This is a genomic window from Mesorhizobium sp. M1163, from assembly GCF_040318415.1.
In the GTDB taxonomy this organism is placed as follows: Bacteria; Pseudomonadota; Alphaproteobacteria; order Rhizobiales; family Rhizobiaceae; genus Mesorhizobium.
In genome coordinates this window covers 180,536-200,362 of record NZ_JAMYMF010000006.1, presented here as the reverse complement: position 1 = coordinate 200,362, position 19,827 = coordinate 180,536, and the positions used below count along the sequence as shown (strand labels likewise).

Annotated in this window: 16 protein-coding genes; 4 read left to right on the top strand and 12 right to left on the bottom strand. The window is 62.5% G+C overall.

The annotated features are described in order from the left end of the window. Window positions 1-22: 22 nt before the first annotated feature. From NKH43_RS08615 to NKH43_RS08605, 3 genes are read left to right on the top strand one after another with little or no spacing between them, the layout of a single operon-like run. On the top strand, window positions 23-2,953 hold the full coding sequence (locus NKH43_RS08615) for a molybdopterin oxidoreductase family protein (RefSeq protein ID WP_352857486.1): 2,931 nt from the start codon (window positions 23-25) through the stop codon (window positions 2,951-2,953). Then, a complete protein-coding gene (locus NKH43_RS08610) occupies window positions 2,950-3,684 on the top strand; it encodes a 4Fe-4S dicluster domain-containing protein (protein ID WP_352857484.1) in 735 nt (244 codons plus the stop codon). The genes NKH43_RS08615 and NKH43_RS08610 overlap by 4 nt, the downstream gene beginning before the upstream one ends. Window positions 3,685-3,695: 11 nt before the next feature. Next, window positions 3,696-4,631, top strand: a complete 936-nt coding sequence (locus tag NKH43_RS08605; RefSeq protein WP_352857482.1) for a dimethyl sulfoxide reductase anchor subunit family protein — start codon at window positions 3,696-3,698, stop codon at window positions 4,629-4,631. Between the two features lie 6 nt (window positions 4,632-4,637). Here NKH43_RS08605 and pdeM read toward each other — a convergent pair whose 3' ends face one another. The 5 genes from pdeM to NKH43_RS08580 all read right to left on the bottom strand — a co-directional run bounded on the left by pdeM (window position 4,638) and on the right by NKH43_RS08580 (window position 10,619). Continuing rightward, complete coding sequence (gene pdeM / locus NKH43_RS08600) at window positions 4,638-5,336, bottom strand: ligase-associated DNA damage response endonuclease PdeM (RefSeq protein WP_502895892.1); 699 nt, start codon at window positions 5,334-5,336, stop codon at window positions 4,638-4,640. A 14-nt stretch (window positions 5,337-5,350) separates the two neighbouring features. Next, the gene (locus tag NKH43_RS08595; RefSeq protein WP_352857480.1) at window positions 5,351-7,873 is read right to left on the bottom strand and encodes a ligase-associated DNA damage response DEXH box helicase; all 2,523 of its coding nucleotides are present in this window, start codon (window positions 7,871-7,873) and stop codon (window positions 5,351-5,353) included. A 67-nt stretch (window positions 7,874-7,940) separates the two neighbouring features. Then, window positions 7,941-8,801 (bottom strand): C40 family peptidase, encoded by an 861-nt coding sequence (locus NKH43_RS08590; protein ID WP_352857478.1) that lies wholly within the window; start codon window positions 8,799-8,801, stop codon window positions 7,941-7,943. Window positions 8,802-8,831: 30 nt separating this feature from the next. Continuing rightward, window positions 8,832-9,182, bottom strand: a complete 351-nt coding sequence (locus tag NKH43_RS08585; protein ID WP_023719526.1) for a MarR family winged helix-turn-helix transcriptional regulator — start codon at window positions 9,180-9,182, stop codon at window positions 8,832-8,834. Window positions 9,183-9,251: 69 nt separating this feature from the next. Beyond that, window positions 9,252-10,619: a leucyl aminopeptidase family protein gene (locus tag NKH43_RS08580; protein ID WP_352857476.1), complete on the bottom strand. Its 1,368-nt coding sequence runs from the start codon at window positions 10,617-10,619 to the stop codon at window positions 9,252-9,254. 122 nt (window positions 10,620-10,741) lie between these two features. On the opposite strand from NKH43_RS08580, the gene NKH43_RS08575 reads away from it, so the two are divergent. Beyond that, window positions 10,742-11,563, top strand: a complete 822-nt coding sequence (locus NKH43_RS08575; protein ID WP_023719528.1) for a tetratricopeptide repeat protein — start codon at window positions 10,742-10,744, stop codon at window positions 11,561-11,563. A 116-nt stretch (window positions 11,564-11,679) separates the two neighbouring features. Here NKH43_RS08575 and NKH43_RS08570 read toward each other — a convergent pair whose 3' ends face one another. The 7 genes from NKH43_RS08570 to cpaB are packed head-to-tail and all read right to left on the bottom strand — an operon-like array spanning window position 11,680 to window position 19,714. Beyond that, window positions 11,680-12,696, bottom strand: coding sequence for a type II secretion system F family protein (locus NKH43_RS08570; protein ID WP_352483228.1), 1,017 nt, complete (start codon window positions 12,694-12,696; stop codon window positions 11,680-11,682). Window positions 12,697-12,707: 11 nt separating this feature from the next. Further along, window positions 12,708-13,721, bottom strand: a complete 1,014-nt coding sequence (locus NKH43_RS08565; protein ID WP_023719530.1) for a type II secretion system F family protein — start codon at window positions 13,719-13,721, stop codon at window positions 12,708-12,710. A 29-nt stretch (window positions 13,722-13,750) separates the two neighbouring features. After that, window positions 13,751-15,259, bottom strand: a complete 1,509-nt coding sequence (locus tag NKH43_RS08560; RefSeq protein ID WP_023719531.1) for a TadA family conjugal transfer-associated ATPase — start codon at window positions 15,257-15,259, stop codon at window positions 13,751-13,753. Between the two features lie 29 nt (window positions 15,260-15,288). Next, window positions 15,289-16,572 carry a CpaE/TadZ family protein gene (locus tag NKH43_RS08555; protein WP_352483229.1) on the bottom strand — a complete coding sequence of 428 codons (1,284 nt, stop codon included), beginning with the start codon at window positions 16,570-16,572 and terminating at the stop codon, window positions 15,289-15,291. A gap of 54 nt (window positions 16,573-16,626) precedes the next feature. Further along, complete coding sequence (locus tag NKH43_RS08550; RefSeq protein WP_352857474.1) at window positions 16,627-17,361, bottom strand: CpaD family pilus assembly protein; 735 nt, start codon at window positions 17,359-17,361, stop codon at window positions 16,627-16,629. 14 nt (window positions 17,362-17,375) lie between these two features. Beyond that, on the bottom strand, window positions 17,376-18,902 hold the full coding sequence (locus tag NKH43_RS08545) for a type II and III secretion system protein family protein (protein ID WP_352857472.1): 1,527 nt from the start codon (window positions 18,900-18,902) through the stop codon (window positions 17,376-17,378). Then, complete coding sequence (gene cpaB / locus NKH43_RS08540; RefSeq protein WP_023719535.1) at window positions 18,899-19,714, bottom strand: Flp pilus assembly protein CpaB; 816 nt, start codon at window positions 19,712-19,714, stop codon at window positions 18,899-18,901. Before cpaB ends, NKH43_RS08545 begins: the two co-directional genes overlap by 4 nt. Window positions 19,715-19,827: the final 113 nt, after the last annotated feature.

Here is a 19,827-nt window from a genome sequence, read left to right as displayed (position 1 = left end):
AACGCAAAAACATCGCCGGATCATGACCAACAAACCGCTACGCGGCGCCAACTCAGCACCATCCCAACGACCGCTTGCCGATACGCGCGCGCCCGCCGAAGGTGACGGCGTCGATACTTCGCCTGATGTCTCCGACAGCATTGCCAAGACCACCTGCTATATGTGCGCCTGCCGCTGCGGCATCGACGTCCACATCAAAGACGGCAAAGTCCGCTACATCAACGGCAACAAGGACCATCCGGTCAACCGCGGCGTGTTGTGCGGCAAGGGCAGCGCCGGCATCATGCAGCACTACAGCCCGGCCCGGCTGAAGAAGCCGCTGCTACGCACCGGCCCGCGCGGCTCGGGTGAGTTCCGCGAGATCGAGTGGGAGGAAGCTTTGTCGATCGCGACGAAGCGGCTTTCGAATATCCGCCGAACCGATCCGAAGAAACTCGCCTTCTTCACCGGGCGCGACCAGTCGCAATCGCTGACCGGCTGGTGGGCGAGCCAGTTCGGCACGCCGAACTTTGCCGCCCATGGCGGCTTCTGCTCGGTCAATATGGCGGCCGGCGGCCTCTACACGATCGGGGGCTCGTTCTGGGAGTTCGGCGAGCCCGACTGGGACAACACCAAATACTTCATGCTGTTCGGGGTTGCCGAGGATCATGATTCCAATCCGATCAAGATCGGTCTCGGCAAGCTCAAGGCACGCGGCGCCAAGGTGGTCTCGATCAATCCCTGCCGCACCGGCTACAACGCGATTGCCGATGATTGGATCGGCATCCGGCCCGGCACCGACGGCCTGTTCGTGTTTGCACTCATCCACGAATTGCTGAAGGCCGGCCGTGTCGATCTCGACTACCTCTTGCGCTACACCAACGCCCATCTTTTCGTCATTCAAGAGCCTGGTGCTGCCGATGATGGGCTGTTCATGCGCGACGGCGACGGCAATCCGCTGGCTTGGGACAGGGTGGCGAAGATGCCAGTCAATGCCAGTGACGCCGGCGCGAAGCCCGCACTGACCGGCAGCTTTCTCGTCGACGGCCGCCGTTGCGTGCCGGTCTTCCAACTCGTCGCCGACCGGTATCTGGACGAGAGCTATTCACCCGAGGCGGTCACTGACCGGTGCGGCATCTCCGCCGACACCATCCGCAGGATCGCCGCCGAACTCGCTCATGTCGCCTTCGAACAGCAAATCGAATTGCCGGTGGCCTGGACGGACTGGGCTGGCCGCCGGCACGAGACCATCAAGGGCCGGCCGGTGTCGATGCATGCGATGCGCGGCATCTCGGCCCATTCGAACGGTTTTCACTCTTGCCGCGCCATCCATCTGCTTCAGGTGCTTCTCGGCACCGTGGACGTGCCGGGCGGCTTTCGCTTCAAACCGCCTTATCCGCGGTCTGCACCGCCGGGGCCGAAGCCCGCCGGCAAGAATGTGAAGCCGATGACGCCACTGGACGGCATGCCGCTCGGCTTCGTCTGCGGACCGGAGGATCTGCTGATCGACGAAGGCGGCAAACCGATCCGTATCGACAAGGCCTACTCCTGGGACGCGCCGCTGGCCGCACACGGGCTCATGCACACGGTTATCCGCAATGCATGGGCCGGCGATCCCTACACGATCGACACTCTGTTCATGTACATGTCCAACATGGCTTGGAACTCGTCGATGAACACCGTCGAGACGATGGCCATGCTGACCGATATTGATGCGTCGGGTGAGTACAGGATCCCGTTCATCATCTACTCCGACGCTTATTATTCCGAGACCGTACCTTTTGCCGATCTGGTGCTGCCGGACACGACCTATCTCGAGCGTCATGACTGTATCAGTCTGCTTGACCGGCCGATCAGCCACGCCGACGGGCCGGGCGACGCCATCCGCCATCCCGTCGTCGAGCCGGATCGCGACGTCAGGCCGTTCCAGACGGTGCTGATCGAACTCGGCGCGCGGCTCAGCCTGCCCGGCTTCGTCGACGACGATGGTTCCGCCAAATACCGCGACTATGCCGACTACATCGTCAATCACGAGCGCACGCCAGGTGTCGGTCCGCTCGCCGGCTGGCGCGGCAAGGACGGGGCTTCGGTCGGCAAGGGCGACGTCAATCCCGACCAGTTGCAGCGCTACGTCGATAATGGCGGCTTCTGGCACCAGGATTTCGCCGCCGATCAGCGCTACTACAAGATGGCCAACCGCTCGTATCTCGAATTCGCCGAGAGCATGGGCTTCATCCCGCAGGCCGAGCCGATCGTCTTCCAACTCTATTCCGAGCCGATGCAGCGCTTTCGCCTTGCGGCGCGCGGCCATGGCGGGGTGCTGCCGCCGGAGGCGGAGCGCAGCCGTATCGAGACCTATATGAATCCGCTGCCGTTCTGGTACGCGCCCTTCGAAGAGGCTGCGGTCGATAGCCAAGCCTATCCGCTCCACGCGCTGACGCAGCGGCCGATGCACATGTACCATTCCTGGGGCGCGCAGAATGCGTGGCTAAGGCAGATCACCAGCCAGAACCGGCTGTTCGTGCATAATCGGACCGCCGCCGGCCTCGGGCTTGTCGATGACGACTGGGTGTGGATCGAGAGCATCAACGGCAAGGTCAAAGGACAGATCAAGCTGGTCGACGGCGTCAACGCCGATACGGTGTGGACCTGGAACGCGATCGGCAAACGGCGCGGCAGCTGGGGGCTCAAGGATGACGCGGCCGAATCCAATCGCGGCTTCCTGCTCAACCACATCATCGGCGACCAGACCTCTGCCGATGCGAATGGCAAACGCTATTCGAATTCCGATCCTGTCACCGGCCAGGCGGCATGGTTCGACCTGCGCGTGCGCATCGTCAAATGCGCGGCCGAGGAAGCTGGCTTCACCGAGCCGCAATTCGAGCGGTTCCGGCAGCCGCCACACTTCGAGCCCTCGCCCGACAAGCTCAGTTTCGGCGCCGAATTCCGTCGGGAGAGAGAAGCTGCCGAATGACTTGCCTTCCCGCCCACACCGACAAAAAGCTCGGGCTGGTCATCGACCTCGACACCTGCGTTGGTTGCCAGGCCTGCGTCACCGCCTGCAAGGAATGGAACACCGGCGGCCATATGGCGCCGCTAACCGACATCGACCCCTATGGCGGCAATGTCGACGGCGTCTGGTTCAACCGCGTGCACAGTTATGAGCACATGACCGAGATGGGTGGGCGCACGGTCAATTTCCCGCGCTCCTGCCTGCACTGCGAGACACCGGCGTGCGTCACGGTCTGCCCGACCGGCGCCTCCTACAAACGGGCGTCGGATGGCATCGTGCTGGTCGACGAGGACAAATGCATCGGCTGTAAATTGTGCAGCTGGGCCTGCCCCTACGGCGCGCGCGAATTCGACACGGATGTCGGCGTGATGAAGAAATGTACGCTGTGCGTCGACCGCATCTATAACGACAATCTGGCGGAGGAAGACCGCGTGCCGGCCTGCGTTGCCGCCTGCCCGACCAGCGCGCGGCATTTCGGCGATCTGGGTGATCCGGCATCGGCTATCTCGCAACTGGTGGCGGAGCGCGGCGGTGTCGACCTGATGCCGGAGATGGGCTACAGGCCGACCAACAAATATCTGCCGCCACGCGCCCACACCAATCGCGCCGCATCGGTGCCGGCACAGGCGCTCCAGCCGGTGCGAGCCGAAGGCGGTTTCCTTGGCTGGGTCGACCGCATGCTTTCGAACTGATCCGCGCCTTCATGCATCCAGCCTTCTCCGTCGTCTTTTTCACCACCGCCACGGGCGCCGGTTACGGCCTGCTCGCGCTGCTTGGCGTGTTGGCCGGACAGGGCTTTATCCCGCCCGATTTCTGGCTTGGCCTCACCGGCATGGGGCTGTCGCTCGGCCTGATCTCGGCAGGCCTGCTGTCCTCGGCCGGCCATCTCGGCCGGCCCGAACGCGCCTGGCGCGCCTTTTCGCAATGGCGAAGCTCATGGCTGTCCCGCGAAGGCGTTGCGTCGGTCGCGACCTTCGTGCCGGCGGGACTGTTCGGAATTGGCTGGGTGGTCCTCGGCCGTACGAGCGGCTGGGTGGCTGTCGCCGGGCTGCTGGCTGCCATCGGAGCGGTCGTCACCGTCTGCACCACCGGCATGATCTATGCTTCGTTGAAGCCGATCGCCCAATGGCACAGCCGCTTCACCCTGCCCGGCTATTTGATCTTTTCGGCAATGACCGGCAGCGTCCTGCTCAACGCGCTGCTGCGGGTTTTTGCCGTCGGCTCGAATACCATTCTCGCGGCTGCCCTATTGCTGGCCGTGCTCGGCTGGGGTTTGAAGCTGGCGACCTGGCGATACAATGATAGGCTGGAGATCCCGACCAATGCCAACACCGCAACCGGGCTTTCCGGCGGCACGGTGCGGTCGATGGAATGGCCGCATACCGAGGAAAACTATCTGCTCAAGGAAATGGGCTTTCGCATCGCACGCAAGCACAGCGCAAAGCTGCGGCTGATCACCCAGGCTCTGGCCTTTGCCTTGCCCGCTTTGCTGCTGATTGCGGCGTTTGCCTTGCCGTGGCCCTTTGCGGCGGCACTGTCGATACTCGCAGCAATCACCCAACTCGCCGGCATGCTGGTGGAGCGCTGGCTGTTCTTCGCCGAGGCCAAGCACACTGTTACCCTCTATTACGGACGATAGGGCAGCTCAGCCCGGCCTGAGCATCGAGTGGGAAATCGCGAAGATACGCTCAGTGCCAAGCATATAGGCCATCAGCGTTTCGCGGCGGAACAGCCCGGCATAGGCGCGGTCAAGGAGATTGAGCGAACCGGTGTAGGCGCCGAAGGCCGGCATGATCATGCGGCCGCCATCGCCGGCAAAGCAGCGCCGCCGCACCGAACGGCCTTGCTGGACGATGCGGGCGCAAGGATGCAGATGGCCTGATATCTCGCCCTCCACCCTTACCGCCGAAGGCTCGTGCCGGAAGAGCAGAGAGCCGATGGCCAGCTCGCGCACGGTGTCGCCCGGCAGGTCGGCCGGTGCTTCCGGGTCATGATTGCCGGCGACCCAGAACCAGTCGCGCCCAACCATCAGCCCTTCCAGCCTTTCGCGAAAGCTTGCGTGCATGCGCGCGGCGCCGCCGCCATCGTGAAAACTGTCGCCCAGGCTGATGACGATCGCAGGCTGATAATCGGCAATCACCGTCTGCAGCCGGAGCAGCGTGGCGCCGGTATCGTAAGGCGGAACCAGCGTGCCGCGCCTGGCCAGTGAGGAGCCTTTTTCCAGATGCAGGTCGGATACGGCCAGAAGCCGGAATTCGGGAAAATAGAGCACGCCGCGGCGGTCGCAGATCGCGCGTTCGCCAGCGATACGGACGGCGCCCGTATCCGCCAGAGTCGCAGCCATTGCCAGCGCCACAGTCATTTCGTCCCCATGGCCTCCTCGACCAGCGTGGCTGCATCCATCAGCAGCGTCTCATCGGCCTCGCCGTGCACCGGCATCTTGCCGATCTCAAGCATGATCGGCACGGCGAGCGGCGATATCTGCTCGAGATTCTTATGCATGATTCGACCCTGGACGCGCGAGAGCATCTCGGCAAGTCTGCTGACATCCAGCAGACCGGTCGCGGCATCGGCCCGCGTCGCCTGCAAAAGGATGTGGTCGGGCTCATGGCTGCGGAGCACGTCGTAGATGAGGTCGGTCGACACGGTCACCTGGCGGCCGCTCTTCTCCTGGCCCGGGTGGCGTTTCTCGATCAATCCCGAGATCAGCGCGCAATTGCGAAAGGTGCGCTTCAACAGCCAGCTGCCGGCGAGCCAGGCTTCGAGGTCGTCGCCCAGCATATCTTGATCGAAGAGCGCAGCCAGCGACGGTTTCTTCGCCCTGAACATGTGACCCATATCGGCCAGCGACCATATGGCAAGCGCATAATCGGTGGCTACGAAGCCGAGCGGCCTGGCTCCCGCCCTGTCGAGGCGGCGGGTCAGCAGCATGCCCAGCGTCTGGTGCGCCAGCCTGCCCTCGAACGGATAGGCCACCAGGTAGTAGCGGTTGCCGCGCGGAAAGGTCTCGATCAGCAGATCGTCGCGTTTCGGCAGCACCGACTTGTCGGCCTGGAAACGTAGCCAGTCGGCGACCTGCTCCGGCAGCTTCTTCCAGCGCTGCGGATCGTCCAGCATGGCGCGCACCTGTTCGGCTAGGTACGTCGAAAGTGGGAATTTGCCGCCGCCATAGTACGGCACCTTGGCGTCGCTGCCCGGCGCGTTCGAGACGAAGCACTCACTCTCGCGGATGCCCTCGAAGCGCAGCACCTTGCCGGCGAACATGAAGGTGTCGCCGTGCGTCAGCGTTTCGAGGAACGCCTCCTCGATCTTGCCAAGAACCCGACCGCCACGCGAAGCCGCGCCTCTGCTGCCGGCCTGGACGTAGCGCACGTTGAGCGCCGGCACTTCAATGATGGTGCCGACATTCAGCCGGTATTGCTGAGCGACGCGAGGATTGGACACCCGCCACAGCCCGTCCTTGTTGAGACGAATACGGGCGTAGCGTTCGTAGTTCTTCAGCGCATAGCCGCCGGTGGCGACGAAATCGATGACGCGATCGAATGTCGGCCGGTCGAGATCGGCATAGGGTGCTGCCGTTCGCACTTCCTCGAACAGCGCATCGGCCTGGAACGGCGCACCGCAGGCGCAGCCCAGCACGTGCTGCGCCAGCACGTCGAGCCCGCCATTGACCAGCGGCGGCGTATCCTGGGCGCCCAGATAATTGGCGTCGAGCGCCGCCCTGCATTCCAGCACCTCGAAGCGATTGGCCGGGATCAGGATCGCCTTCGACGGCTCGTCCATACGGTGGTTGGCCCGACCGATGCGCTGTGCCAGCCGACTGGCACCTTTCGGCGCGCCGACATGGACAACCAGGTCGACGTCGCCCCAGTCGATGCCGAGGTCGAGCGTCGAGGTGGCGACGATGGCACGCAAGGCGTTCTCGCCCATCGCTTTCTCGACGCGCCGGCGCTGGGCGACGTCGAGCGAGCCATGGTGTAGCGCGATCGGCAAGGTGTCCTCGTTGACCCGCCACAACTCCTGGAACAGCAGCTCCGCCTGGCTGCGCGTGTTGACGAACAGCAGGGTTGTCTTGTGGCGCTTGATCTCGTTGTAGATCTCCGGCGTTGCGTAGCGGGCCGAATGTCCCGCCCACGGCACGCGCTCCTCCGAATCGAGAATGGAGATCTCGGGCTTGGCGCCGCCAGTAACGACGATCAGTTCGGCCATCGGCCCCGGTGGATTCTGGCTGACCAGCCAGCGCCGCAATTCGTCGGGCTCGGCGACCGTCGCCGACAGGCCGATCATCTGCAGGGCGGGCACAAACGAGCGCAGCCGGGCCAGGCCAAGCGACAGAAGATGCCCACGCTTCGAGGTCACCAGCGAATGCAGTTCGTCGAGTACGACATAGCGCAGGTCCTCGAAGAAGCGCCTGGCGTCGGGCGCGGCAATCAGCAGCGCCAATTGCTCGGGCGTGGTCAGCAGAATGTCGGGCGGCGCCAGCTTCTGCCGCTGGCGCTTGTGTGCGGGCGTATCGCCGGTGCGCGTCTCGACAGTAACCGACAGCCCGATCTCTTCGACGGGTTTGCCGAGATTGCGCTCGATGTCGACGGCCAGCGCCTTCAACGGCGAGATGTACAGCGTGTGGATGCCGCGATGCGCCTGCCCCGGCCTTCTCCTTGGCCGGCCGGCCAGTTCGGTCAGCGATGGCAAGAACCCGGCCAGCGTCTTGCCGGCGCCGGTCGGGGCGATCAGCAATACCGACTGCCCGCCCTGAGCCTTGGCCAGCAATTCGATCTGATGGGCGCGCGGCGACCAGCCTTTTTCCGCAAACCATTTGACGAATGGCTCGGGCAGGACGACGGCGGCTTTCTGTTCGGCAAGGCGCGGCTGCTCTGTCACGCGTCAGAGGTAGCGCGGCGGCGCGCGATCGCCAAGCAGAATCAGAACAAAAGGTGATCGATTCGCGTTACGGCCGGCGAAACCCCGTCGGACCGCCATAGAGATAGCCGATACGGGCGATCGCTTCGCTCAGTCCTTCACGCGATACCAGCATGGTGTGGCCATTGGCGTGGATTATCGTCTCGGCGTCGGTCATGATAGCGACGTGGCCTTTCCAGAACACCAGGTCGCCGCGCTGAAGCCCGCAAAAGTCCGGCCCCGGAACGAGCGGCTCGCCGATGGTTGCCGCCTGCATGTCGGAATCGCGCAGCACCTGCCTGCCGGCCATGCGCATCGCCAATTGCACGAGACCGGAACAGTCGATGCCGAAGCCCGAGGCGCCGCCCCACAAATAAGGCGTGCCGAGAAAGCTCTCGGCAACAGCAACGTAGTCGGCGGCCGCCTCGGCGACAGGCCTGAGATGACCCGAGATGACCGCTTGACCGGACGGCAACAGCGCATAATGCGTGCCGCGTGTTTCGGCTGAGCCCGTCACCGTCACCAATGATCCCATCGACAATTGCCCGCTCACCGGAAAGCGCAAGTCGGGTCCTGGATAGAGAAAGGTGCGCGGCACCGAAACGATATGGGTCGGCGCATGGTCCCGAGCGCCCAACGCCGTGTCGGCGACATAGCCGACATAGCCGTCGCATTCGCCCTGGATCCAGGCCCAGCCTTCTGCGTCCTCGAAGAGGAGAATGTCATCGCCGAACAGAAGCTGTGTGTTGACACCGGCATTCGGCCGTGGCGCCTTGCGGATGTCGGCCACGGAAGCGGTGATGCGAGCCGGCCGGCCGGCGACGAACCGGTCGGCGGCGACCTCGCCTCTCAGCCTGGCATCGGCGAGATCGGAGCGGAAGGCATGGAGGCGGGCATCCCTGGCGGTCAAATCGGCAACTCGTTCAAATGGACAATTTGGTCAAATCGGCAGCTCTTGGGCTCTGGCAATGATAACATCGCCGAAGCGTTCGACAAAGAGCGCACCTTCGACTGTGCGCCTGACCAGCACGTTGCGCTTGTCGAGCTCGTCGCGGTGGCGCGACACCAACTTCAGCGCCCCCATCGTGTCGAGCGCACGGGTGATCACCGGCTTGGTGACATTGAGGCGGGCAGCCAGACCGCGCACCGTGTGCGGCGGCGGATCGAGATAGATGGTGAACAGGATCGCCGTCTGGCGCATGGTGAGATCGGGTGCGTCGTCGCGCACCTGCGACAGCACCACCTGCTGCCACAGTCGCAAGGCCTGACTTGGACGCATGATAATCGACATCCGTCCAGCATGACGGAAAATTGTTTCGGTTCCGTTTCAGTCAACACCTTCGTCGGCTATGCCGAGACATCATCCGCCGAAGCGGTTCGAAATGACACGCTCCAGCGCCCGGATGCCTTGCGCCTCGCCGCCGGCAAGGCCGTGCGGACGGTCCGACGGGTTCCAGGCGAAGATGTCGAAATGCGCCCAGCTGGCGGTCTTTTGGACGAAGCGCTTCAGGAATAGCGCCGCGGTGATCGAGCCGGCGAGACCATCCGACGTGACGTTGTTGATATCGGCAATTTTCGACGCCAGCTTGGCGTCATAGGGCTTCCAAAACGGCATGCGCCATAGCGGATCCTCGACCGCAACGGAGGCGTCCGCCAGCTCGGATGCAAGCGCCTCGTCACCGGTGTAGAAGGGCGGCAGGTCGGGGCCGAGCGCAACACGGGCAGCGCCTGTCAGTGTTGCCATATCGACCAGCATCTGCGGCTCCTCGTCGTCGGCCAAGGCTAAGGCGTCGGCGAGGACCAGCCGCCCTTCAGCGTCGGTGTTGCCGATTTCGACGGTGATGCCTTTGCGGCTCACCAGCACATCGCCTGGACGGAAGGCGTTGCCGGCTATCGAATTCTCGACAGCGGGGATGAGCACGCGCAGCTGGACCTTCAGCCCGGCGGCCATGATCATGGAAGCGAGGCCCAGCACGTTGGCAGCGCCGCCCATGTCCTTCTTCATCAAAAGCATGCCCGAGGACGGCTTGATGTCGAGGCCGCCTGTGTCGAAGCAGACGCCCTTGCCGACCAGCGTTATCTTGGGGGCATTCTTCGGCCCCCAAATCATGTCGATCAGGCGCGGCGCGTCGGCCGAAGCGCGACCGACGGCATGAATCATCGGAAAGTTGGCGGCGAGAAGATCGTCGCCCTTGGTCACCGATATTTCAGCCTTGTGCGTCGCGGCCAAGGTCCGGGCGGCATTCTCCAGCTGGCCGGGACCCATATCGCTGGTCGGCGTGTTGACCAGGTCGCGTGCCAGGAAAACGCCATCGGCGATGCGTCTGACGCGAGCAGCGTCGGCGCCGGACGGCAGCGCGAAGCGAAGCGTCCTTCCAGGCTTCTTGCCATAGCGGGTGAAAACATAGCCGCCGAGCGCCAGCGCGAGTGCCGTAAGCTCCGGCTTGGCCGGTGCGGACGCAAGACGCCAGTCGCCTTCGGGCAAGGCTCTCGCCAGTGCCCCGACGGCCATTGCGCCCTCGGCGTCGCCGGTGCCGAACAGGGCTCCGGCAATCGCACCGTTATCGCCAGGCACAACCAGCGTCCTGCCGGCCTCGCCGGAAAAGCCGTTGGCCTTGGCCCAGGCGACCGAGGATGGCGCAAGGCCCGCCGCCGCCTGTGCATCCTTCGCCACCAGATGGACCGGCAGCGCATTGTTCAATTTTTTCTCGACGAGTTCGACAGGCATTCCCTGGTCTCCGGCTTCTGAGTCGGCGTTTCTTAACTCTCCGTTAGGGTTAACAGAATATTTCTGCGGGAGGGAAGATGACCACGCAAATGGTCACGCGCATGAACGGAGCCCTGGTGCCGATGCCGACCGACCGCAGGATGAACGCCAGCGCAAATAGGCTGATCACCACGGCGTTGATGATGGTGCTTGCCGCAAGCGTCGCTGGCTGCGGAACCAGCAAATTGACGACTGGCTCGATTTCTCGCCCAAGCGGCAAGCCGCTGGAAACAATGTCGGCGGGCGAACTGCACAACGCCACGATGGCGCTCGGGCAGTCCTACTCGAAAAGCCCCAACGACAAGCGGATCGCGACAAACTATGCCGCGGCGTTGCAGATGGACGGTGACGCCGACCAGTCGCTTGCGGTGATGCGCAAGCTGGCGATTGCCTTGCCGAAGGACCGCGACGTGCTCGCCGCCTATGGCAAGGCGCTTGCCGCCAACGGACAGTTCGAGCCGGCTCTCGATGCCGTGCGCCGCGCCCAGACGCCCGAATATCCTGACTGGAAACTTGTATCGGCGGAAGCTGCCATTCTCGACCAGCTCGGCCAAAAGGACGAGGCGCGTCAAGACTATCGCAAAGCGCTGGACCTCAAGCCGAACGAACCGTCGATCCTTTCCAATCTCGGCATGTCGTATGTGCTGGAAGGCGATTTGCGCACGGCCGAAACCTATATGCGCTCGGCCGCCCAGCAGCCGAATGCCGACAGTCGCGTCCGCCAGAACCTGGCGCTGGTCGTCGGTCTGCAAGGACGTTTCGACGAGGCCGAGAAGATCGCCTCACAAGAGCTGTCGCCGGAACAGGCGCAGGCCAACGTCGCTTACCTTCGCCAGATGCTGGCGCAGCAGAATGCCTGGAGCCAGCTCAAGGAGCAGGACAAGGCAAAGCCTGCCACCAACTGACCGCTTCGAGCGCCGAACCGGCGCGAGAATTCCGCAACACGTCAAACGCAAGGAGCCGCGCGACACCCGCAGCGCGGCTTTGAATCGTAGCAGCGTTTGTGGCGACGCCGCTTGGGCTACTGGCTGCTCGATTTCGGCTGGTCGCCAAAGATGCCGCGCTGACTCACCTGGATGCCGGCGGGACCCAGAATGATGGCGAACAGCACCGGCAGGAAGAACAGGATCATCGGCACGGTAAGCTTCGGCGGCAGCGCGGCCGCCTTCTTCTCGGCGGCATTCATGCGCATGTCGCGGCTCTCAGCGGCAAGCACGCGCAGCGCATGCGCCACGGGCGTACCGTAGCGCTCGGCCTGAACCAACGCCTGGGACACCGACCTGACGGATTCGAGGCCAGTGCGGCTTGCAAGGTTCTCGTACGCCTGCTTGCGCTCCTGCAGATAGGAAAGTTCGGCATTGGTCAGGATGAATTCTTCCGCCAATGCCACCGATTGCGCGCCGATCTCATCGGCGACCTTGCGAAGCGCTGCTTCCACCGACATGCCGGACTCGACGCATATCAGCAACAGGTCGAGCGCGTCCGGCCACGCCATCTGAATCGACTGCTTGCGCTTGGTCGCACGGTTGTTGACGTAGAGCACCGGCGCGTAGAACCCCGCATAGGCAACCACGATGCAGACGAACAGCTTCACGAAAAGCGGCTGCTCGGGCAGTCCTCCAAGCACGAACAGATATATGGCCGCCAATGCAAAGCCGATGAAGGGCAGGACGAGGCGGAAAAAAAGGAAGCGCGTCAGCGGATTTTGGCCGCGAAAACCCGCCACTTTCAATTTCTGCAAGGTACCTTCGTCCGCCAGCGCACGCCTGAGATCCAGGCGATCGACAATATTGCGCATGCCGACCGACTGCTCTTCGCGCAGGCCCTTGCGGCGGCGGTCGGCTTCGACTGCCAGCCGCGCGCGCTGTTTGGCGCGCAGCTCATCGCGCTCCAGCGCCACGGATTTCATGCGCGCCTTGAGCTGGTTCCCGCCAAAGGCGGGCAGCAGCGTGAAGACCGTCGCAAACACCGCGATGCCGACCAGCAGTGCGATCAGCAGGGACGGGTCGGTGAGAGTTCTGATGACGTGATCGGTCATACGCGCGAATCCTAGACTTCGAAGTTCATCATCTTGCGCATTACCAGGATACCCATCGACATCCAGACGCCGGAACAACCGAGGATCAGATGGCCGGTGCTGGTGGTAAAGAGGGGCATGATGTAGTTCGGGCTCGTCAGATAGACGAGAAAGGCAACGACGAAAGGCAGCGCGCCGATGATCACGGCGGATGCCTTGGCTTCCATAGACAACGCCTGGACCTTGGCCTTCATTTTCTTGCGGTCGCGAAGCACGCGCGAAAGATTGCCCAGCGCTTCGGAAAGATTGCCGCCGGCCTGAGACTGGATCTGGATGACGATGCCGAAGAAGCTCGCCTCGGTGCACGGCATCGTTTCGGGCATGCGCATGGCCGCGTCGGGGATCGACAAACCCATTTGCTGCGAATCGACGATGCGGCGGAACTCGGTCTTGACCGGCTCGGGGGATTCATTGGCGATCAGGCGCACAGCGTCGTTCAGCGGCAGGCCGGATTTTACTGCACGCACGATGATGTCGAGCGCGTTCGGAAATTCGTTGAGAAACGCCTTGACGCGGCGTGCGCGGCGAAACGAGACGAACCAGCGCGGCAGACCCAAGACACCGACCAGCAGCGCAGCCGGCAAGACCAGCAGCGGTGCGCCGATGAAATAGACCAAAGCCGTCAAGACGACGCCGCAGACCGCCGAATAGACATAGAAGCGCTCAATCGAGACCTTCATGCCGGCCTGGCGGATTTGGATCTTCAGCGGTGGTTTCTTGACCAGGCTCTGGTTGGACTTTTGCTTTTGGTCGAGATCCTTCAGCGAATCCTGGACGGATTTGCGACGCTTGGCCGCTTCCGCCACGCGATCGCGCGAAGCCTTGACGACGGAACGATCCGTCTCGGCGGTCTTGATCGATTCAAGCCGCTTGCCGACCTGCTTCTCGGTGCTGATCCGATTGAACAGGAAAGCATAGGCCACTGCGCCGGCGCTGAAGCCGGCGAGCACGACGAATGCCAATACGGTGCTGTCAATCCCGAACATCGACCCTGGCCCCCACGCTTCCAGACGGATCAGTCAGCGCGTTTCTCCATCGCCTCGAGTGCAACGGCTAGGCGCTGCTCCTCGCCATAGTAGCGGGCGCGCTCCCAGAAATGCGGACGGCCGATGCCGGTGGACACGTGCTCGCCCAGCAACCTGCCGTTCGCATCCTCGCCCTTGATGTTATAGAGAACGATGTCCTGGGTGATGATGACGTCGCCTTCCATGCCGATCACCTCGGTGATGTGGGTGATGCGCCGCGATCCGTCGCGCAGGCGTGCAGCCTGTATGATCACGTCGACGGAGCCGACGACAATTTCGCGTACGGTTTTTTGCGGCAGCGTGTAGCCGCCCATGGCGATCATTGACTCTATACGGTTGAGGCATTCGCGCGGGCTATTCGAGTGGATCGTTCCCATCGAGCCGTCATGGCCGGTGTTCATCGCCTGCAATAGGTCGAACACTTCGGGTCCACGCACCTCGCCGACGATGATGCGCTCGGGCCGCATGCGCAGACAGTTCTTGACCAGGTCGCGCATGGTCACTTCGCCCTCACCTTCAAGGTTGGGCGGACGTGTTTCGAGACGCACCACATGTGGCTGCTGCAATTGCAGCTCAGCCGAGTCCTCGCACGTAATGACGCGTTCCTCGCGGTCGATATAGTTGGTCAGGCAATTGAGCAGCGTCGTCTTGCCGGAGCCGGTACCGCCCGAAATGACAATGTTGCAACGGACGCGGCCGATGATCTTGAGAATCTCGGCGCCTTGCGGCGAAATCGAGCCGAACTTGACCAGCTGGTCGAGCGTCAGCTTGTCCTTCTTGAACTTGCGGATGGTAAGGGCGGTGCCGTCGATGGCCAAGGGCGGTGCGATGACGTTGACACGGGAGCCATCAGGAAGACGCGCATCGCAGATTGGGCTTGATTCATCGACGCGGCGGCCAACCTGGCTGACGATACGCTGGCAGATGTTGAGGAGCTGCTGGTTGTCGCGGAAACGGATGCCGGTCTGCTCGACCTTGCCGTTGACCTCGATGTAGACGTTCTTGGAGCCATTGACCATGATGTCGGCAATATCGTCGCGGGCAAGCAGTGGCTCCAGCGGCCCGTAGCCCAAGACGTCGTTGCAGATATCCTCGAGAAGCTCTTCCTGCTCGGCGATGGACATCGCGAAGTTCTTGATCGCGATGATGTCGTTGACGATGTCGCGGATTTCCTCGCGCGCGCTTTCGGGATCGAGCTTGGCGAGCTGCGACAGATCGATCGTGTCGATGAGTGCGGAGAAGACCTGGCTTTTGGTGTCGTAATAGCTCTCGCTGCGCTCACGCTGAATCCTTTTCGGCTCCGGCGCCAATGGCGGCGGCTCGACCGCACGGCGAACCGCCGGCCCTGCAGGCGCGCCGGATGGCGGCAGCGCCCCGGGCCTGGCAGCTACCGCCGCTTCCACAGGGTTCGCGGCCGCCGGCGCGGCAGGTGCGGGTGCTGGCTGACGGAATTCCGGGATGGTCCGGTTGCCGTCGTCGCTGCCTCTTTTACCAAACATGATTGCTTACCAATTCCACCGCTGCGGCATCACTTCTTGTTGCGCGAAAGCTTGCCGAGCAGGTTGCCGAGGCCAGCCTTTTTCTTCACCTTGATTTCGCTGCGCCCCGTCAGCACATGGGCAATCTCGTTGATCGTGGCGACGACGGGGCTCTTGCCATCCATCTCACCGAGCATACGTCCGTTGTTGGCGGCATTTCCGAACAAAAGCGGCTCGAAGGGGATGACCGACATCGGCGAAAGGCCGAGCGATTCGGAGAAATCGGACGGCGTAATCTCGGGACGTTTCGGCACACCGGCCTGGTTGATCACAAGCTTTGGCGCAGGATCGTTTGGACGAAGCCGCTTCAGCATGTCGACCAGGTTCTTTGTGTTTCGCAGATTGGCCAGTTCGGGCGTCGCCGTGATGACGATCTCGTCGGCCTTGACCAGCGTGTTCTTGGTCCAGCCGGCCCAGACGTGGGGAACATCGAGCACGAGGAGCGGCGCGCTACGCTGGGCTATGTCGATAAGCTGGGTGAAGGCGTCGGGCTCGAAATCGTAGACCCGCTCCAGGGTCGAAGGTGCCGCAAGCAGCGACAGGTGCTCGGCGCATTGGGCGAGCAGCCGGTCGAGATAGACCTCGTCGACGCGTTCCGGCGAGAAGACCGCCTCGGCAATGCCCTGCGCCGGGTCCTGGTCGAAATTGATGTTGGCCGTTCCGAAGGCGAGGTCGAGATCGGCGACAACCACTTCGGACTTGAAAAGGGACGACATGGCCCAAGCCACATTATGGGCTATTGTCGAGGAGCCGACGCCGCCCTTGGCGCCGATGAAGGCAATCGAGCGGCCGATCGGCTCAGCTTCCGGATCAACGAAGATCGAGGACACCACGCTGACGATGTCGGCCATCGATACCGGGGCGATGACATATTCGGAAATGCCCGATCGGATGAGTTCGCGATACAGGCCGACATCGTTGTAATGGCCGACAACCACCACCTTGGAGGTCGGATCGCAGTGCTCGGAGAGCTGGGCGAGTTGTTCCAGCAACAGCTTCGGCTCGCTGCGCGATTCAAGCAGGATCAGGTTCGGTGTCGGCGCAGACTGGTAGAATTCGATAGCGGTGGGGATGCCCCCCATATGCACCTTCAGATGGGCCTTGGCCATACGGCGATCCTCGCCAGCGCGCTCGACCGGATTGGCTACGCCTTCGGTCTCGCAGAACGCCTGGATCGAAATGCGCGGGATCGGCCGCAACGCCTGCATCGCGGCAATATCCTGCTCCGAGGTTTCGCCGCCTGCTACCTCTGTGTCATAGGCAAGATTGCTCATTGTCATCTCTTTCAGTGACTTGCGCGGCTTAGGTCTGTTGAGCCTCAACACTCGTTAATATTCGACTTCCGAATTGCCGAGGAGTTCGTCCGAAATTCCTCTGTCGCGATAGACGTCGATCACCGCGCTCCGATTTGCCGCGTCGATGGGAGTCTGTTTGCGCGGCCCGATCAGATCGGCCGGATTGGCCATCTGGGCGGCAAGGTTGTTTTGGTACGAACAGCCGAAATCGGCATAATGCTTGTTTTCCGAAGTCTCCAGAAGGTCTTCCGGCCAGCGCCCGCATTTGTCCGTCTGAGCCTTCACCGAGACGTAGGCGACACGGACCGGGGCGGACGCTTCGGCCGAAACGGATTGATAGGACCGCACGGCGATCCGCTTCCGGCTGATGCCGCTGGCTATGGCAAGCCTGGCGAAATCGCGGCCGGCCGCGGCCGCTGCGATTTCGTTAGCCGAGCCCCTCGGGACCTCAATCGTCAGCACCGGAGCCGCGCTCCTGTCGTATCCGTCCAGAAAGCCCAGGAGCGTGTCGCGCTGGAATCTGGTCATGCCACGGTCGCCGGCGCCGACCGGAAGGTCGATCTTCTGGATCTTCTCGGCGATGACGATCGGATGGGTGGTGCGATAGTCGTCCGGTATGGCACCGACCGTGACGCTGTCGCGATTGGCGCAGCCGGCCAGTGATGCCGCCATCACGACCGCCATGATGGGAACGGCAGGCCGCCAGATTCGCAAATGGACCGACCGCATCGCGGTGATCGCCTTTGTCTTCGATGCTGACTGAGACATGTCCGCTTCCCCGCTTACTTGTAGATGAAGCCGACAACGCCGTGATAACGGCCGTTGGGCTTGTCGGTCTGCATGGTGCCGTAGACGCGGTTGACGCGTCCAAGGAACATGGCGGCTCCGTCGCTGGCGGCGTTGAAATTGTCGTCAGGCTTGGCAAGGTCGTTGCGCGCCACCGGCTTCACCAGATAGGGCGTGATGATGATGACGAGCTCGGTCTCGTTGCGAACGAAATCCCTGCTGCGGAAGAGCGCGCCGAGCACTGGAATCTTTGTCAGGCCAGGCAAGCCGTTGACGGCTTGCCTGACATCGTCGCGGACGAGCCCGGCAATCATCATCGAGCCGCCCGAAGGCAGTTCCACCGTCGTGTCGGCCAAGCGTTTGCGAAGCGACAGGGCGTTCATGCCAAGGCTTTTTACGCCTTCGGAATAAGATACTGACCCTTCCGTTGTCGGCTCGGAGACCGACGTCCTGACTTTCAGGCTGATGCGGCCGGGAGACAGCACCACCGGCTGAAATTCCAGGCCAATACCATATTCGATCTTCTCGACTGAATAGGTTTTCAGACCTGTCTGGTTATCGTTGGAGACGGCTTCGGAAACGCCGGTCACCATGTTATATTCACCGCCGACCTTGAAGGTCGCCTTCTCGCCGGATACGGCCGTCAATGTTGGCTCGGCGAGAGTCTTCATGACGCCGGACTGTTCCATGGCGTTGATATAGGCCTGCAGCGTCGAGCTGCTGATAGAGAGGCCCGAGTTCGACAGCGACTTGCCTAAACCGGTGAAATTGTCGCTTAACGCGCTCCAGCTGATGCCGTTGCTGCTGCCGCTGCCGATCATGTTGACGCCGAGCTGCTTCATCACCGAGCGGCTGACTTCGGCAACCGTCACCTTGAGCGTCACCTGGTCGTCGCCGATAATCTGCAGCAGGTTGACGATCTTGCTGACGCGGCGCTCGGTGTCCGGATTGTTGATGTCGACGCCGGCATCGGCGGAGCCGCCGGCAGCGGTCTGCGAATATTGACCCGTGGTCGCTTCGCCGCCTGAGACGAAGATCTCCGCCAGGTCTTGCGCACGCTTGGCGTCCAGCGGAGTGTCAACGGTTCCGGTCAGAACGACATTGTCGTTCAGCAGCTCGACCTTGATCTCCGATGACGGGATGAAGCGCTTGATATAGTCGTCCAGCCCGGCAACATCGCGTTCGACCGCCAGATCAAGGCTGACGATCTGTTCGCCATTCGGGCCAAAGACGAAGATGTTGGTCTCGCCGACCGCCTTTCCGAATAGATAGATGCGCCTGGCGGTGCGGGTCACCGCATCGGCTACCGCGGGGTTGGCAACGAGAATATCGTAGGCATCGCTCGGCAGGTCGATGACCACCGATTTGTTGAGCCCGAGCTTCACTCGCTGGGTGGCCGTCGAGGCTGTGACCCTGGCATTGTTCGCCGCATGGGCATCGAGAGTGCCATACGCGTTCGTTCCAAGGAGAAACAGGCCGATCGCCGCAGCCAAGGTGACCGGCAGTTTGGTTTTTAGCTTCATTTCCTCGCCCCCACTTCGGAAACTTCGCCCGACTTGATCAACCGCACCGTTCCGCGCCGACCATTGCCGGAAACCAGGTAGTCGGCCTCCCCCACATTCTTGTCCTGGCTGTCCTTGATTGAGCGCAGTGCCAATGTCAGGCGATCCGCCATCTGCTGAGCGACGGTGATGATCTCGGACTGCTGCGGCGTCAGTTCCAGGGTGGCGGTCTGGCCGACCCTGGTCTTCTTGCCTTCCTCATCCTCCTGAATGGTCTGGTCGATCGCCAGGACGCGAATGTTCTTGAGGATAGTCTCGGTCGTAAAGCCCGGACTACCGCCATTGGCGGTATCGGCTCTGCGGGTCATGATGACGTCGACGAAATCGTTGGGAAGAATAAAGCCACCGGCCGAAGTGTCGGCCGAGATGCTTGTTGCGACAGCCCGCATGCCGGAGGGCAGGATCGACGACATGAAGCTTTGCCCCTCACCGATCAATTTCGAGCGCCGCAACGGCTCACCGGCATACAGCGCCACGCGCGCGACGCCGCCCTTCAGCTTATCCAGCGCTTCAGGCTCGGCGGCGCGGGTGATGAAATTTGCGTTGATGCCGGCGGACGGCCATGACTCCCAGGAAATGTTGTTCTCTAGCGGACTGCCCATCGGAACATCGCCGGAAAGGACAAGCACGTCCTGCAGCGCGATCGCCGGCGCTTGGGGGCCGGAATCGACAACCGGAGGCGGCGGAGGCGCGACCATGTTCTTCGCGACATAGCCTGCACCTCCGGCCGCGGCTATCGCCACGCCTAGAATAATCAATCGGGATGCTGGCATCTGTCCGAACCTCGCCCTTGGCAAACCACCTGGCCAAGCCGGACTTTGCAGCGGCAATCGTCAAAACAAGGTTAATGTAATACTTACGATCGTGATTAATTTAAGGTTTACAT